Annotated in this window: 14 protein-coding genes; 4 read left to right on the plus strand and 10 right to left on the minus strand. The window is 66.8% G+C overall.

What is annotated here, in order from left to right; genetic code table 11:
• Window positions 1-72 precede the first annotated feature (72 nt).
• Entirely contained in the window at window positions 73-639 is a 567-nt protein-coding gene (locus ACOYR4_RS14355; protein ID WP_422847067.1) for an AAA family ATPase, read from the plus strand.
• Between the two features lie 229 nt (window positions 640-868).
• Here ACOYR4_RS14355 and ACOYR4_RS14360 read toward each other — a convergent pair whose 3' ends face one another.
• The 3 genes from ACOYR4_RS14360 to ACOYR4_RS14370 are packed head-to-tail and all read right to left on the minus strand — an operon-like array spanning window position 869 to window position 2,774.
• The gene (locus ACOYR4_RS14360; protein WP_422847068.1) at window positions 869-1,525 is read right to left on the minus strand and encodes a DsbA family protein; all 657 of its coding nucleotides are present in this window, start codon (window positions 1,523-1,525) and stop codon (window positions 869-871) included.
• Window positions 1,526-1,528: 3 nt separating this feature from the next.
• Window positions 1,529-1,861 (minus strand): hypothetical protein, encoded by a 333-nt coding sequence (locus ACOYR4_RS14365; protein ID WP_288851276.1) that lies wholly within the window; start codon window positions 1,859-1,861, stop codon window positions 1,529-1,531.
• Window positions 1,862-1,907: 46 nt separating this feature from the next.
• Window positions 1,908-2,774 carry an MBL fold metallo-hydrolase gene (locus tag ACOYR4_RS14370; protein WP_422847069.1) on the minus strand — a complete coding sequence of 289 codons (867 nt, stop codon included), beginning with the start codon at window positions 2,772-2,774 and terminating at the stop codon, window positions 1,908-1,910.
• A 136-nt stretch (window positions 2,775-2,910) separates the two neighbouring features.
• Between ACOYR4_RS14370 and ACOYR4_RS14375 the strand changes: the two genes are divergently transcribed.
• The gene (locus ACOYR4_RS14375) at window positions 2,911-3,804 is read left to right on the plus strand and encodes a LysR family transcriptional regulator (protein ID WP_422847070.1); all 894 of its coding nucleotides are present in this window, start codon (window positions 2,911-2,913) and stop codon (window positions 3,802-3,804) included.
• 182 nt (window positions 3,805-3,986) lie between these two features.
• Here the strand turns inward: ACOYR4_RS14375 and ACOYR4_RS14380 are convergent, their stop codons facing one another.
• The 4 genes from ACOYR4_RS14380 to ACOYR4_RS14395 form a co-directional block, all read right to left on the minus strand.
• Window positions 3,987-6,107, minus strand: coding sequence for an alpha/beta hydrolase domain-containing protein (locus ACOYR4_RS14380; RefSeq protein ID WP_422847071.1), 2,121 nt, complete (start codon window positions 6,105-6,107; stop codon window positions 3,987-3,989).
• Between the two features lie 183 nt (window positions 6,108-6,290).
• Window positions 6,291-7,283, minus strand: coding sequence for a Bug family tripartite tricarboxylate transporter substrate binding protein (locus ACOYR4_RS14385; protein WP_422847072.1), 993 nt, complete (start codon window positions 7,281-7,283; stop codon window positions 6,291-6,293).
• Between the two features lie 45 nt (window positions 7,284-7,328).
• Entirely contained in the window at window positions 7,329-7,700 is a 372-nt protein-coding gene (locus ACOYR4_RS14390; protein WP_422847073.1) for an AtuA-related protein, read from the minus strand.
• An 11-nt stretch (window positions 7,701-7,711) separates the two neighbouring features.
• The gene (locus ACOYR4_RS14395) at window positions 7,712-9,076 is read right to left on the minus strand and encodes an acyclic terpene utilization AtuA family protein (RefSeq protein ID WP_422847074.1); all 1,365 of its coding nucleotides are present in this window, start codon (window positions 9,074-9,076) and stop codon (window positions 7,712-7,714) included.
• Window positions 9,077-9,182: 106 nt separating this feature from the next.
• On the opposite strand from ACOYR4_RS14395, the gene ACOYR4_RS14400 reads away from it, so the two are divergent.
• Entirely contained in the window at window positions 9,183-10,076 is an 894-nt protein-coding gene (locus ACOYR4_RS14400; RefSeq protein WP_121942658.1) for a LysR family transcriptional regulator, read from the plus strand.
• Between the two features lie 85 nt (window positions 10,077-10,161).
• Here ACOYR4_RS14400 and ACOYR4_RS14405 read toward each other — a convergent pair whose 3' ends face one another.
• A complete protein-coding gene (locus tag ACOYR4_RS14405; RefSeq protein WP_422847075.1) occupies window positions 10,162-10,695 on the minus strand; it encodes a 2'-5' RNA ligase family protein in 534 nt (177 codons plus the stop codon).
• Between the two features lie 176 nt (window positions 10,696-10,871).
• Here ACOYR4_RS14405 and ACOYR4_RS14410 point away from each other — a divergent pair, with 176 nt between their 5' ends.
• On the plus strand, window positions 10,872-11,303 hold the full coding sequence (locus tag ACOYR4_RS14410; RefSeq protein WP_422847076.1) for a hypothetical protein: 432 nt from the start codon (window positions 10,872-10,874) through the stop codon (window positions 11,301-11,303).
• Window positions 11,304-11,340: 37 nt separating this feature from the next.
• Here ACOYR4_RS14410 and ACOYR4_RS14415 read toward each other — a convergent pair whose 3' ends face one another.
• Window positions 11,341-13,545, minus strand: a complete 2,205-nt coding sequence (locus ACOYR4_RS14415) for an ATP-binding protein (RefSeq protein ID WP_422847077.1) — start codon at window positions 13,543-13,545, stop codon at window positions 11,341-11,343.
• A complete protein-coding gene (locus tag ACOYR4_RS14420; RefSeq protein ID WP_422847078.1) occupies window positions 13,530-14,765 on the minus strand; it encodes a hypothetical protein in 1,236 nt (411 codons plus the stop codon). Before ACOYR4_RS14420 ends, ACOYR4_RS14415 begins: the two co-directional genes overlap by 16 nt.
• Between the last annotated feature and the right edge of the window lie 94 nt (window positions 14,766-14,859).

Raw genomic sequence — 14,859 nt, forward strand, 5'->3', positions numbered from 1 at the left:
TTTTTGGTCCATCGCATTGAAGGCTCTCCCTGCTTGCAGAGAGGGCTTTTTGCATTTCTAGAGCCCTTATCAATGCACGCCACTTCCACACACACGGCCCCCGCAGGTGCCGCCGCCCCCTCCCCGCGCATCCATCTGGTCATCGGGCCCGTGGGTGCGGGCAAGTCCACCTTTGTGCGCCAGCTGGTGCAGCTGCACAGCGCCGTGCCGCTGAACCTGGACGACTGGATGGCCACGCTGTTTTCGGCCGACCGGCCCGATGCGGCGGACGTCATGGCCTGGTACGTACCCCGCACGCTGCGTTGCTTGGAGCAGATCTGGAAGACAGCCGAGGCCGTGCTGAACGCGGGTGGCGACGTAGTGCTGGAGGTGGGCCTGATCCAGCAGCACCAGCGCGATGCGTTTTACGCCCGCATGGGGCCATGGGCCGATGCCATGGTGGTGTATGTGCTGGACGCCCCGCGCGAGGTGCGGCGCGCGCGTGTGTTGCGGCGCAACGCCGAACAGGGCGCCACGTTTTCGATGGTGGTGCCACCGCACATCTTTGAGCTGGCCAGCGACCTGTGGCAGCCGCCGGACGAAGTGGAGTGCGCGAACCACACCGTGGTGTGGGTGCCCGTGGCGGACCACGGGGCTTAAGGCGACGCTGAACAAGCCTCTCGCGCCCGGCGCATCCCTGGCTCAGGACGGTCTGCAGCGTTGCAAATCCTCGCGATAGCTACGGCTATCGCTGTGGTTTGCGCCTTGCAGCCCATCCCGACCCAGGGCCCGCCGCATCGCGGAGGCTTTTTCAGCGTCGCCTTAAAGACATGGCGCAGGCCAGGCAGCGATCTGCCGCAGTGGCCCGGCGCTGCGGTGGTCGCGCCGCTCAGGCCTGGGTCACCTGCTGCAACAGCGCATCAAAGTTGCCGTACAAGGCCTGGCCGCCCAGCACGCGGCGGCGGCCGGTGGCGGCGTTGCCCACTGCGAGTTGCGGTACGCCTTGTGCGCCCAGGGCTTCCATGTCGGCACGGGCGGCAGCCACGCGCTGCAGCATGGCGGCGCGCAGGGCATCGGTGGGTTCGCGCACCAGCGCTGCAGCAGCATGCAGGCCCAGGGCGCTCAGCACATCGGCCAGCACGGTGGGCCCCGTGGTGTCGCGCCCGTCCACATAACGTGCGCGTTGGAAGGAGTGCAGTGCCTCCAGCTCGCGCGCGGGCTCGGTCTGGGCCACGGCGGTGAGGGCCAGCGTGGCAGGGCCCGAGTCAAAACGCCCGGCCGGCTGGCCCAGCACCTGCTCGCGATAGGCCTGGCTGAACGGCTGGCCGGTGAGCTGCGCGATGCGCTGGTCGTTGGACCAGGCGTAGGCGGCAAATTGCGCGTCCATGGGCCGGGCGCCTGCGCCTGCAAACAGGCCTGTGGGCGCCAGCACCACCTGCACGCCGGGCGTGGCTTGCAAGCGGGCCAGCACGGGTGCGGCGGCGTAGCACCAGCCGCACAGGGGGTCGAACAGGTACGTCACGGTGACGGTGGGCGTGGAGGGCATGGATCAGGGTCTCTCTTCAGAATCTTCAGGATCAGGCGGTGTGGCGGCGGCTGGTGCCGCTGCGGGTGCAGCCTGGGCAAGCTGGGTAAGGTGTGCGGCCAGTGCGGCCTCAAACGCCGCAATCTCTTCGGCCAGGGTGCCCCGGCTGCGGAAATGGCGGGCGGCGCGGTCGTACCAGTTTTCGGCGTCTTCCAGGTCGCCCTCTTGCAGGTGCAGGATGCCGTGCAGCCAGGCGCCGAGCATGGAGCCGTCGTGCTGCACCAGATCGTGCGCCGCATTCCAGCGCCCGGCGTGCAGGTGCTGCAGGACTTGTTGGAGCGGGTGCGTGGTCACGATCTGGTTCCTTTCAACAACTTGCTTTGACAGCTTTCAACACGTCATCTCACCACTTCATCTCGCCCTTGTTGACCTTAGCGCCGATGTCCAGCGACAGGCCCATGGGCGCTGCGGGGTAGGCCTTTTTCATCGCCTCGATGAGTTCGGCGCTGGTCTTGGTGGCGGCGGCGTTCTTCTCAAACGCTTGCAGGTAGACCTTGGTGTAGGTCACGTTGCTGGCGTCCAGCGCCGTGCCTGCGGGCATGTGGCCCGGCACCACCACGGTGGGCTGCAGGGCGGCCATTTCGTCGAGCTGGGCCACCCAGGCGCTGCGCTCAGCCATGGTCTGGGTGTCGGCCGTCCACACATGCATGTTGGTGCCAAACACACCGATGTTGCCCACCACGGCCTTGATGGATGGAATCCACGCATAGGGGCGGTGCGCCAGCGGGCCCGTGGTGCCGCGGATCTCGACCGTCTGGCCGTCCACGCTCAGCGTGTTGCCGCTGATGGCCTTGGGCAGCACGGGCGTGCGCGGCGCGTTGGCGCCCATCTTGGGGCCCCAGAAGGCGATCTTGCCGGCCAGCTTGGCGTTGATCTTCTCCAGCACAGCGGGCGTGGTCACCACGTCGGCTTGGGGGAAGATTTCTTTCAGCGTATCGACGCCGAAGTAATAGTCGGGGTCGGCCTGGCTCACGTAGATGGTCTTCAACTCTTTGCCGGTGTCGAGCACGTTGGCGGCAATGCGCAGCGCGTCGGCACGGGTAAAGCCGGCGTCGATGACCATGGCTTCTTTCTCGCCATAGACCAGCGTGGAGTTGACGTTGAAGCTGTTGCCGTCGGCGTTGTAGACCTTGACCTGCAGCGGCTGGGCGGCCTGGGCGCCGGTGAAGGCAACGGCGAGGGTGGCGGCGATGAGGGTGGTTCGGAACATGGTGGTTTCTCCGGGGTGTTGAGCGGTGGTGCAGAGGACGGAATGAAGTTTATTTGCACCAATCGATCTAATAAACCCGATAATTCGCGCATATTTGTTTCACCAATCGATCAAATAACCCCAAAACTTTCACGTTATGGACCGCCTGACCGCCATGCATGTGTTTGCCGAAGTCGCCACCAGCGGCAGCTTCAGCGCCACGGCCGACAAACTGGATATGTCGCGTGCCATGGTCACGCGCTACGTGGGCGAGATGGAGCAGTGGCTGCAGGCGCGGCTGCTGCAGCGCACCACCCGCAGCGTGACGCTGACCGACGCGGGCGAACATGCGCTGCGCCGCTGCCAGCAGATGCTGGCGCTGTCGCAAGACCTGGAAGAAGAAACCGCCATCACCACTGAAGGCGCATTGCGCGGGCAGCTGCGGCTGACCTGCAGCGTGTCGTTTGCGTTTGCGCAGATGGGTGCGGCGATTGCGGACTTTCTGGCACAACACCCGCAGCTCAAGATCGATCTGGACGCGAGCGAGGGGTCACTGAACCTGGTTGAAAAGCGCATCGACCTGGCCATCCGTATCAGCGCCGAGCCCGACCCGTTGCTCATCGGCCGGCCGCTGGCGCGGTGTGATTCGGTGCTGGTGGCATCACCCGCCTACCTGGCCGCCCACGGCGTGCCGCAGCAACCTGCCGACCTGGCGCAGCACCGGTGCCTGAGCTATGCCAACTTTGGCAAAAGCGTGTGGCAGCTGACGCAGGGCGATGTGGTGGAGCGTGTGGGCGTGAGCGGCCATTTCAGCGCCAACGAGGCCACCACGCTGATGCGCGCAGCGCTGGCAGGCGGCGGCATTGCGATGCAGCCAACCTATCTGGTCAACCCCTACCTGCACAGCGGCGAGCTGCAGGCCGTGCTGCCACAGTGGGACTTGCCGGTGATGACGATCTATGCGCTGTACCCGTCGCGCAGGCACTTGTCGCCTGCGGTGCGGGCGTTGCTGGATTTTTTGGTGGAGCGGTTTGCGCGGGTGCCTTGGTGAAGGCGGCTGGCCAGGCCACACACAGCCACTACGCTTTTGATAGCTACTCAGGCATGTTCCTCTAGCGCATCCGGCCACTTTGGCCAAAAAAATGCCCCCAACCCTTGTGAAAGAGGGATTGGGGGCCTGCAGGGGACAGCACGGCACGGGGCCGTGCGTGCGTGCAGTCACGTCACGTCACATCAGGGCAGCACGGCAGCGGCCTTGGCACGCGCAATCTGCAGGTCCGCATCGCGCTGCAGCAGCAGGCGCTGGGCCACCAGGTCGTTGGCGGCCTGCGTCACCGCAGCCACATACCCCTCCTGCGTGCCATACAGCTCTTCCAGCGAGGGGCGTGCATCGCCCGCCGCCAGCCGCGCGGCGCGCGTCTTGTGGAAGGGGATGAAGCTGCCCGTGAGGTTGGCCAGGTCGGTGATGCCGGGTGTGGCCACGTAGTTGAACTCGATGCTGGTGCCCAGCGGCGCACGCGCCTCCACGCTGCGGATGCCCGCACGCGTCAGGCCTGTGCTGGCATCGACCTGCGGCACAAGGATGGCGTAGTCGCGGCCCAGATTGCGCGGGGGCAGCACGGTGGCAATGCCAGCCTCGTCCTGCGGGATGTACTGCGGGCCAAAGTCAAACAGCGGGAAGTTGTTGTACAGCCCCCGGTAGCTGAAGTCCGGGATCGCCGTCTGCACGCCGCCCACCGCCCAGGTCAGCCCCTTCATGGCCGGGAAGCTCAGCGCCTCGGGCCGCACCAGCGTGCCATCGGCCAGCTTGGGCACCTGGCTGGCGGGTGGCTGCGTGCCGCGCACCACCCAGTCTTCGAGGTTGAGGAACAGCGCGCGGAAGGTGTCGTTGAACTGCGCCACCGTGCCCGTGGGGTACGTGGCGCGCGTAGGGGCATAGGCAATGCTGGCCGTGCCCCCTGCCCCGCCATGCTGGGTGCTGGAGTAGTAGTAGATGCGGGCGTTGTCGGGCTGCGCCAGGTCCTTGGTGCCGTTGGCGTCGGTCAGCACGGGCGAGCCCTGCAGCTGCCAGAACTCGGTGCCCGACAGGCCCAGGAAGAACTTGGGGCAGGTGTTGGTGGCGGCGCAGCGCTTCATCACGCCGCCCTGGCGGCCGCTGATGTCGTCCTGGTAGTCCTTGTCCAGCCCGCGCGGTGCCGTCTGGCCGAAGGCGGTGTGGTCGGTGCGCAGGCCACCACCGCCGCCGGGCACGGCAAAGCGGGTGTTGATGTTGGTCTGGCGTGCCGCCACGTGGGCGTACATGCCGTCGAACACCTTCCCGCCATCCAGCGCCTGGTTGAAGCCCAGGTGCAGGAAGGTCTTCATGGCGTTGCCCGACTGCGAGGTGCCCTGCCCCAGCGTGTGGGTGATGCGGCCAGCCAAGGGGTTCGGTGTGCCATTCGAATCGGCCGCCTTGCTGCGGAAGAAGCTGACCGTATCACGCAGCGCAGCCAGGCCCACGCCCATCACCTTCGGGTCTTTGGCAACGTAGACCAGCTCGTACAGATAGGCTGGGTCGAATCCGCCCTTCAGGCACACGCTGGTGGGGCTGGGTGTGCCAGGGAAGGCGTTGGTTCCGGTGTCGCAGGTGGCGAATTTCCAGTCGCTGGCAGGCACGGGCACGCGTGCATCGGTCTCATTGGCGCGGCGGGTGAGCGAGTAGCCGGGCTGGGTGTTGTCCAGGCTGGCGGGCTCGTACGGAATCATGGTGCCGTTGAACACGCCGCCGGGCAGCATCATTGCGGGGCTGGCGGCCGCGGGCACCAGCTCGGCACGGTAGGGGCCGGTGATGCTGCTGCCGTCCTTGTTTTTGGCCACGGGCACCGTCACCGTCAGGCGTGCGGCGGTGCTCTTGGGCACGTCGCCCTGCCAGGCGGAATAGAGCATCACATAGCCCCGCTCCAGGTACACCGCATCGCTGGGCGTGGCCGTGGGGTTGAGCATGGTGAGGATGTTGCCGCGGTTGGGCGCGTCATAGCGCAGCACCCCACTCGCTTTCGCCATGTTCTTGGGCTTGAGCATGACGAAGTCGGCCTGGTACTCGACCATGCCGTTGGCGTTGGTGGGCGCCAGGGCCAGGTCCTGGATGACGGCGTTCTTGGGGTCTTTGGGGTCCACCTCGCCGCTGACGGTGCCGGTCACGCGCTCGTATTCGCCTACGTCGCCGTAGGTGCCGGGGAAGGCTTCGGTGGCGGTGATGGCCAGCTTGAGGGCCGGACCCTTGGGCGCGTCGTTGCTGCCGCCACCGCAGGCGGTGATGGCGGCTGCGGCGGCAGCCGTCAGCGCGAGTTTGGTGAATGCATGAAGCGGTTTCATGGTGCCTGTCTCCTTGGATGGGTGGTGGCGTGGGCCGCTTGGGCGGCTCTGGAACAAAGCGGCAGCGTCTGTTGCGCTGCGCGCGGGCAAGGCTTCGCCCAGACCTGCCGGTGAAGGCAGGCTGCGAGAAGCAAAACGGGAATGAAACGGCCCGGTGCGTGGGCCTGTGGGTTGGCCGGTGGCTTATTCGGCTTCGATACCTGCGGCCTTGATCACCTTGCCCCACTTCTGGGTTTCGGCGGCCTGGAACTTGGCGAGTTCATCGGGCGTGGTGGTCCAGGCTTCGGAGCCGGCGTTGTCGTAGAAGCTCTTGGCCGCTGCGCTCTTGGTGGCAGCCGTGAGCAGCTCGTTCAAGCGCGCCACCACCGGCGCGGGCGTGCCTGCGGGCACGTAGGCCGCAAACCAGTAGCCCATGTCATAGCCCTTCACGCCCGCTTCGTCCAGCGTGGGCACATCGGGCAATTGCGCGCTGCGCTTTTGCGTGGAGTAGCCCAGCGCACGCAGCTTGCCCGCCTTGACCTGCGGCACGCCGGTGGAGGTGTCGGTGATCATCAAGTCGATCTGCCCGCCCAGCAGGTCGGTGATGGCCAGCGGGTTGCTCTTGTAGGGCACGTGCAGGATGTCCACGCCCGCCAGCTGCTTGAGCATTTCGCCCGCCATGCGGCTCGATGAGCTGCCGCTGCCAAAGCTGAGCTTGCCGGGGTTCTTCTTGGCAAAGGCCAGCAGCTCGCCCACGTTCTTGTAGGGCGCGCTGGCGTTGACCACGAGCACCTGGCCGCCCTTGCCCAGGCCGGTGACGGGCGCAAAGTCCTTCACCGGGTCGTACGAGAGCTTTTTGTACAGGTGCTCGTTGGCGGCGTGTGTGGTGTTGGTGGTGATGAGCACGCTGTAGCCATCGGCCGCCGACTTGGCCACGGCCGACGCGGCGATCATGCCGCTGGCGCCCGCCTTGTTGTCAATGACCACGGGCTGCTTGGTGTCGTTGGTGATGGACTGGCCCAGCGCGCGCGCCAGCTGGTCGGTGGCGCTGCCTGCGGCAAAGGGCACGACAAAGGTGATGGCCTTGGCCGGGTAGGCACCGGCCGCCTGGGCGAGCGCAGCGGGGGCGTGCAATGCGCCGAGCGCCAGCAAGGCGGCAGTGGCGAGCAGAGCGCGGCGGGGGGATGAAGGGGTCATGTTGTCTCCTGGTGTTGGTATGGATGAAAAAGCGAAAGGGGGCGTCTAAGCCATGGGGCCGCCAAAGTGCGCAGCCAGGTGGTCGGGCACAGTGACGGGCATATCGAGCAGCAGGTAGCTCAGTGCCTTGCCGTGGCTGTCGAGGTTGAGCGAATCGTTCACGCCGCCGTCGAGCACGTCGTCCAGCACGATGTTCATGGCCTGCAGCTGGGGCAGCAGGTAGCGCGTGACCTGACGCGGGCGGCGCTGCGCGAAATGGCGTGCCACGGCGGCCTCGGTGACCTGATCGACCAGCACATCCCACAGCGCCGGGTGCCAGGCGATGACGCTGATGTTGGAGCGGTTGCCTTTGTCGCCCGTGCGGCTGTGGGCCAGGCGATACAAGGGAACAGTGACGGGAAGGTTTATAGTGGTCATGGCTTGAGTCCTCAATCCACCATCTCGAAACGCACGGCCACCGCATCGCGCGGCACCAGGCACGACACCGTGCCCAGGCGCGGCCGCATCGCCGTGCGCACGCCACCACCGCCTGCGGGGCCGCAGGTGTAGAGCGCGGTTACCTCGCGCACCAGGCGCTGGGCGCTGGCGTGGTCGCGGTGCTGCAGGGCCACGCGCAGGCGAACATCGCGGGCGTCATTGCCGTCGTTGTGGGGGACATCCAGCCAGCGGCTGGTGTCGTCGCCAAAGATGCTGGTCACGCCGATCAGGTCGATGCGCAGCGGGCCCAGGCCGCTCAGGCGCTCGCGCAGCACTTCGCCCGCCAGGCGGGCGCGGGCTTCGGCGCGCGGGCCGGCGTAGGAGATTTCGCCCTCGGCAAACCAGCCGGATTCAAAACACACGTTGACCTTGAGCGTGGCGGGCCGCGCATGGCCCTGTACGCCTTCCAGCCGCACCGCGTCGTTGCCCACGGTAGTCACGCGGGCGGTGGTGATGTCGGCCACCACGTCGGGCGTGAGGTACGCCGCCGGGTCGTGCAGCTCGTACAGCAGCTGTTCCTTCACCGTGCGCTCGGTAATGCAGCCGCCCGTGCCCGGGGGCTTGGTGATGGTGCAGTGGCCGTCGGCGTCGATCTCGGCGATGGGGTAGCCCAGTTGCGCCAGGCCTTGCACATCCTTGTAGCCAGGGTCGGCAAAGTAGCCGCCTGTGACCTGTGCGCCGCACTCCAGTAAGTGCCCGGCCATGGTGGCGCGGGCCAGCCGGTCCCAATCATGAAGCACCCAGCCGTAGTGCGCCAGCGCGGGGCCCAACACCAGCGACGGATCGGCCACACGGCCGCAGACCACGATGTCGGCGCCCGCGCGCAGCGCATCGGCAATGGCCTGCGCGCCGATGTAGGCGTTGGCGCTGACGATGGGCTCGGTGGGCATCGCGCTGCCCAGCGCATCTCGCAGCAGCGCGCGGTGTTCTGGGCCACTCAGGTCGTCGCCCTGCAGCACGGCAATGCGCGGGCGGGCCAGGCCCAGCTCGGCCGCCAGGGCGTGGATGCGGCGCGCGGCACCGTGCGGGTTGGCTGCGCCAAAGTTGCTGACGATGCGCACGTCGTGGGCCAGGCACTGTGCCAGCACGGGGCGCAGCAGGTCCACCAGCAGCGGCTCATACCCAGCATCGGGGTCGGTGCGGCGCGCCAGCTGGGCCAGGGCCAGCGTGCGCTCGGCCAGGGTCTCGAAGATGAGCACCGCAGGCTGGCCGCTGGCGATGAGCGCCTGCACTACCGGCAAAGCGGCATCGGTGCGGTCGCCCGAGAAGCCGGCGGCGCAGCCGACCAGCAGCTTGGTTCTTTGTTCGTTCGGCATGAATCCGTTGTCTCCTGACCGTGAATGTAGGAACATGGCTGTATTCTGTGAAATCGATTGTTACGATGAATCCATCTGAAAAACAGATGAATCACACCCACCCCGCATGAGCGCCCCCCACCTCTCCAGCCGCCAGCTCGATGCCTTCCTCGCGCTGGCCGAGCAGCGCAGCTTCACGCGCGCCGCCACGTTGTGCCACCTGTCGCAGCCCGCGTTCAGCGCCCTCATCCGCGCGCTGGAGGACGACCTGGGCCTGCGCCTGTTCGACCGCAGCACGCGGCATGTGGACCTCACGCCCGAGGGGCAGAACTTTCTGGAGTCGGCCCGCCGCATCCGTGCCGAAATCACCAGCGCCCTGGCCGCCGTGCGCAGTGCCGCCACACTGCAGCGCGGGCGTGTGGCCGTGGCGCTGCTGCCATCACTGGCGGCGGGCTGGCTGCCGGGCGTGCTGGCGCAGTACCGCACGGCGCACCCGGGCATCGAGATCGACATTGCCGATGTGCTGTCCGAGCCCTGCATCGACCGCGTGGCCAGCGGCCATGCCGACTTTGCACTGGCCGCCATCCGCGCCGACACGCCCGCGCTGCAAGCCGAGCCGTTTTGCAGCGACAACTTCTATCTGGTGTGCCCAGCCGACCACCCGCTGGCGCGCAGGCGCAAGGCCATCACCGCGCAGGACCTGGCCGCCTGGCCCTTCATCCACCTGGCGCGCACCAGCAGCGTGCGCCAGTACCTGGAGGCCGCCCTGCACCCGCAGGCCATGCACACGCTGATGGAGGTGGAGCAGCTCGCCACCGTGATGGGCATGGTGCGCGCGGGGCTGGGCATCAGCGTGGTGCCGGCACTCACGCTGTTCCACTTTGACCAGCCGGGGCTGGTCACACGGCCGCTGTCACTGCCGGGGCTGACGCGGCAGATCTACCTGGTACGGCGGCGGGACGAGAGCTTGTCGGTGGCGGCGCAGGCGCTGTATGCGCTGGTGATGGCGCAGCGGCCTTGAGGGGCGTAGCGATAAAGCTACATATTTGATAGCTTGAAGCGCTCAATAGACGCGAGGTGAAGGCCGTTTTTGCGTCAAAAAAAAACTAGCCCATCAGATCGAACCGGCCCCGGTGTTCAAACCGCCCATCCACCACTTGCCCCACCCACAGCGCAGCCACCTGGCCGGGCACAGACACGCCCGCCTGGTTGCGCTCAGCGCACCACGCGCGCGCCATGGGTGCTGACTCGAAAGTGCCTACGGTGATGTGCGGGGTGTAAGGCAGGTCCAGACGCAGCGCTTCGACCAGCGCGCCGGTGTAGAGCACGTCGTGCAGCAGAGACAACGCGGCATAGCCTTCTTCCGGCACCAGATAGGCATGGGCGCGCGGGCTGTGGGCGTCGGCCCCCAGCATGGCGTAGCGGCAGTGGAATGCGATGGGCGCCGTTCGCGTCGCCACCGCCGCCACATGGGCAAGGTAGGTGGCTTCGTCCACCGCGTTGCTAGCAAACACCAGGGTGAAATGCGGGCGCACCAGCGCGTGGCCGGTGGGGTCGTTGGCGGCGCGCCAGGTTTCGATGGCCTGCATGTCTTGCGGCGCGCAGGTGGGATAAGCAATGGTGTACAGGGTGGGATTCATGGGAGTAACCTCCGCACTGAGTCTGAAAAATAGCAACTGTTAGCTGAGACTGAGAGCAAGTATTCAGAGAGACAGTTCGTTGTTGGACCAAGCCACGGCGGAGCGTAAATGGAAGACGTCCAACATCAAGCTCCCATAACAAACGCCACTTGTTCAATTACACCCAGGATGGGACGATGAAAGTTTATGTTGATATAGGTGGCATGTTGAAAGAGGTCGCGGAGCTTGAGGCTTCCGGACTGATCACAACTCACTACTTCCCTTTTGAACAACGCAGCCGGAAGGTGACAAATTTCGTCCCAGGATCGGCTTCCACTTGGGAACAAGCCCATTTGAGCTGGGCTGAAGATACGGGCAGTTGGGATGACGATGCACCAACAACTAACTTTGAGCCACTGAGAAAACTCATCGGTAAACGCGTTGATGCGCAACATCTCGACTCCGCTCTCAAAGCCGGGTGCTCCATCTTCATCACCAGTGACAAAACAGATATTTGGTCAAAGCGAGAGGCCATCGAAGCCATGACAGGCATCCGCGTATTACACATGCCCACGGAGCTTGAAGCGCTGAGGCGATTGGCGGGCAGTCCACCTCGCAAGTTACCGTAAACACAGCCGGCTCACGACATGAGCCGGGCCGCACGGACTAAGCGCGCGCCAGCACCGCCAGCTCCTGGTGCAGCAGCAGTTCCACCTCCGCCGGTTCAAACTGGTCCTGCAGCAGCGGGATGGCAAAGCGATATTCCCCTGCCTCGTGTTTGCGCAGCACATAGGCCAGTTGCAGGCGCGCCAGCGACTGGCGCAGGGCCTGTGCGTCGCCTGCGATGCCATTGCTTTGCAGCAGCTGGGCCAGTGTGACTAGGCTGGACTGCCCCGCCTGGGCCGTGTGGTAGACCACGATGCGGTCGACGCGGCAGGCGGCTTCGTCATGGCTCAGGCGGCCCCATCCGGCCAGGGCGTCTTGCACGGCCTGCGAGGCCAGGGCCTGGTCGAGGTGGCTCTTTTCGATCACGCGTTCGCCGGGCGCCAGCGCCTCCAGGCATTCCTGGCACAGGATGGCGACCAGGTTGGCGCGCTGGCCGCTGGCATCCACCAGGCGGCTCACCAGGTGCTCGTTGTCAAAGCCCAGGCGCAGCTTGCGCAATGGCTCAGTGGCCAGTTCGCGGCAGGCATCGCGCTCCAGGCCGCCGATAGTCAGCACCTCGCCAAAGTTGCGCAGCGGGCTTTGATAGTCGAGCACGGCCGTGGCGTACAAATCCCAAAAGCCCGCCAGCATGAACCAGCAACGGCCCTCTTCGCTGAGCGCGCGCAGGGTAGAGAGCTGCACGTAGCCATTGGCCGATTCGTCACGGAAGAACAGGTCGGCCTCGTCGATGAGCAGCACCAGGCGCTTGCCTTGGTATTGCGCCTGCAGGTGGTCCACGATGGCTTCGAGCGGTGTGTCGGCCGCTAGGCCGAACTGCAGCGCCATGCGCGGTGCCAGGCGGTGGTCGCGCAGCGAGACGTAATGGCACACGGTGTGCGGGTGGCCCGCCATGCGGCGCTGCACGGCTTTGAGCAGGCTGCTTTTGCCCAGCTGGCGCCCGCCCACCACCAGGTAGTTGGCGGGCTCGCGGTTGATGACGCGGGCCAGCAGTTGCGCGCGGCCAAAGAAGGCGCCCTCTCGCGTGACGCCACCGCGCGTCTGGTAGGGCGAGATGCGGGTGATGCGCAGTTGCGCGGCCAGCAGGCGCAGCAACACTTGCAGGGCGTCGCCGCCAATCAGCCATTCGGTCTCGCTGGCGCTGTCGGCCATCACATGCAGGTTGGCGCGGTCTTGGGTGTGGGCGTGCAGCAGCGGCCAGGGGGTGTCCACGCTGTGATCGCTCAGGATCAGCAGCACGTCGCTGCCGGTTTGCACGGCGCGCAGCTGGCGCAGCACGGTGGCTTCGTCGATGACGGGGGTAGGCACAAAGACCAGGCAGCGGTCCAGCGAGACAGGCAAGTCGGGCGGGAACGACCATTCAAACACCGCACCGGGCAGCGCCCAGTCGGTGCTGGGCTGGCAGCGGGCGGACACGCGTTCGGCCAGCGCGCGGGCCAGGGCCGGGGCGCGCTCGCTGCCCGTGGCCTGGGCGCAGGCCACTGCGCGGCGCCAGTCCACCAGGCGAATGTCGGCGGCCTGCAGCGTGGGCTCCAGCCGCCGCAGCCAGCGCAGCAGCCGGTCGATGTGCGGCAGGCGGGCCAGCGGTGTGCGGCGCAGACGCGCGGGGCGCAGCTGGCCTGCACCGATGAGCGGGTGGCGCACCACCCACAGCACGGCACCCACGCCAAAGATGACCGCGCACCATGTGATGAGCGAGCGCATCCAGCCAAAGGGGTCGGCGTCTGGCGCGGGCTTGGCGGGCTCGAAATCGTCGGTGCTGCCCTGCTGGCAGTTGATGGGCAGGTAGCCCTGCGGGATGGGCGGGTTGCCGGGGCGGCAGGTCCAGGTGTGGGTGCCGGGCTGCAGCTCCACCACCACCTGCGTGCCCGCCAGCTTGCCAAATTCAGGGTTGTGGGCAATGTCGGCCTGCAGCACATTGGGGCGCGGGGACGTTACGCGCAGCTGCGGGTTGGTAATGGGGGGCGCGTACTTCTGAATGTCTGTGGGCCAGGCATCCAGCTCGTTACGGGCGTTGACCATGGCCACGCGCCACTGCACCAGCTCACCCCACAACGGCCCCACATTCATCGCCGCCATGAACCGACCCCGCGTGGCCGGGTTGTGCTGGGGCAGGAACACGGCGCTGGCCACAAACAGCGTGACCAATGCGATGACCACGGCGCGCACCACGGGCCGGGACAGCCAGGGCATCAGTCGGCCGAACATGAATCCAGCACCATCCAGCCAGCCTCGCGCACCGTGGGGCTGCGCCAGTGCAGCCGCGCTGCATCGCCGGTGCCGCGCGCAAGAATGAGGTTGCCCCAGAACAGGCTGCGCAGGTCATCGTCCTGCAGGTAGGGCCGCGCGCGGCCCAGGTCGTCGGCGCTCAGCAACTGCTGCAGGCGTGCCCGGCTGGCAGGCGCCTGCGCCAGCGGCAGAAACGTTTGCCACAGGCGCGGGCTGCTGGCCAGGTGGGTACGCAGGGCGCTGAAGGCGGGCTGGCCTTCGTGCAGGCTGGCGCCCGCGCCGGGGTGGTCTACCAGCCATTGCAGGCCTTCTTCAAACAGCGCAGGGTGGCCGCCGCTCAGGGCCTGCAGCGCGGCCACCACTGGCTCGGCCCAGGGCTGCTCGGGCCAGCGGTGGCGGGCCAGTTGCATCAGGTCGGCCAGCGACGGGTCGGGCCAATGGTGGACTTGTGCGATGTTGAGCAGCGACATATCGCCACTGCGGTATTTGAGGTCGGCCAGCGCCTGCCCGCCGCAAAGCAGCAGGTGCAGGCGGCCGCTGTGCATCTCACTCAGGCTGCGCAGGATGCCGGCCAGGGTTTCGCGCAGTGCAGGCGTGCCCTGCTCAAAGCGGCTGACCAGGCAGAAGATGCGCTCACCCGCCAGCAGGCGGCGCTCCAGCGCGGATTCAAACTCGTAGTCCGACGCCACATCGCCCAGCCCACACTGGCGGCCGATGGCGGCGAAGTATTCGGCGGGCACGGTGCTCACGCTGTAGGGCGGCTGGATGTGCAGCACCGAGCCTTCGCCGTACTGCGTGCGGGCGCGCTGCAGCAGCTCGTGCCGGAACGGCGGCTGCCCCCAGTGCGCGGGCGACAGCAGCAGCGAGATGGGGTATGGCACCGCCTGGGCCAGCTGCGCAAACACCTTGTCCTGGAACGCAGCAAACGGCTGCGCGCCGGTGGACTCGGCTTGCAGCGGGAACTCGGGCGCGAACCCTGCGGCGCTGAGGAGCCGGTTGGCCTCGCTCTCGGTCAGGCGCAGGTAGCGGGTACAGGCCACCAGCTTGTCGCGCGAGCGCGGGTTGGGCACCGAGATGCCGTTGCGCCAGTTGTTGACGGCCTCGCGGCTCAGGCCGATCTCGGTGGCCACGCCCGAGGCGCTGGCGCGAATGCGGCGCATGTAGATCGACAAGAGGTCGGCAAAAGAATCGGCAGACATGTGTGGTGCGGCGGTGGCGGGATAAACGCGCTGAAACTAAAAGAGGGCCCCTGCTGCCAATAAACGGCACGTGGCTGGCGGGCATTGTCATTGC

This window comes from Acidovorax sp. M14 (assembly GCF_049331375.1).
In the GTDB taxonomy this organism is placed as follows: Bacteria; Pseudomonadota; Gammaproteobacteria; order Burkholderiales; family Burkholderiaceae_C; genus Acidovorax.